The 232-nt window shown below is 30.2% G+C and carries 1 protein-coding gene; it reads right to left on the bottom strand.

Features of this window, described 5'->3' with window-relative positions:
- On the bottom strand, positions 1-232 hold a 232-nt coding region (locus H2O73_RS24400), incomplete at both ends, for a prolipoprotein diacylglyceryl transferase family protein (RefSeq protein WP_182110850.1).

Raw genomic sequence — 232 nt, 5'->3', positions numbered from 1 at the left:
CAATTAAGTCGTATGCTTTATTGACACTTTTTGCTTGCGTAATAGCCATTGCTTTATACTCGCTTATATCATTTCTAATAAACTTAAAACCAAAATCTGTTCCTGTAGGCTTTCCTACAATTTCAGAATTAAATAAATTTCCTAATCTTACAAATATGGCTCCTAACGCTGTTGGTATTACCAATCTATCTAATGTCCATAAAAGAGGCTTTTTTACTACTTTTTTACTATA

The organism is Vibrio marinisediminis, assembly GCF_014050145.1.
In the GTDB taxonomy this organism is placed as follows: domain Bacteria; phylum Pseudomonadota; class Gammaproteobacteria; order Enterobacterales; family Vibrionaceae; genus Vibrio; species Vibrio marinisediminis.
This window is presented reverse-complemented; position numbering and strand designations above follow the sequence as displayed.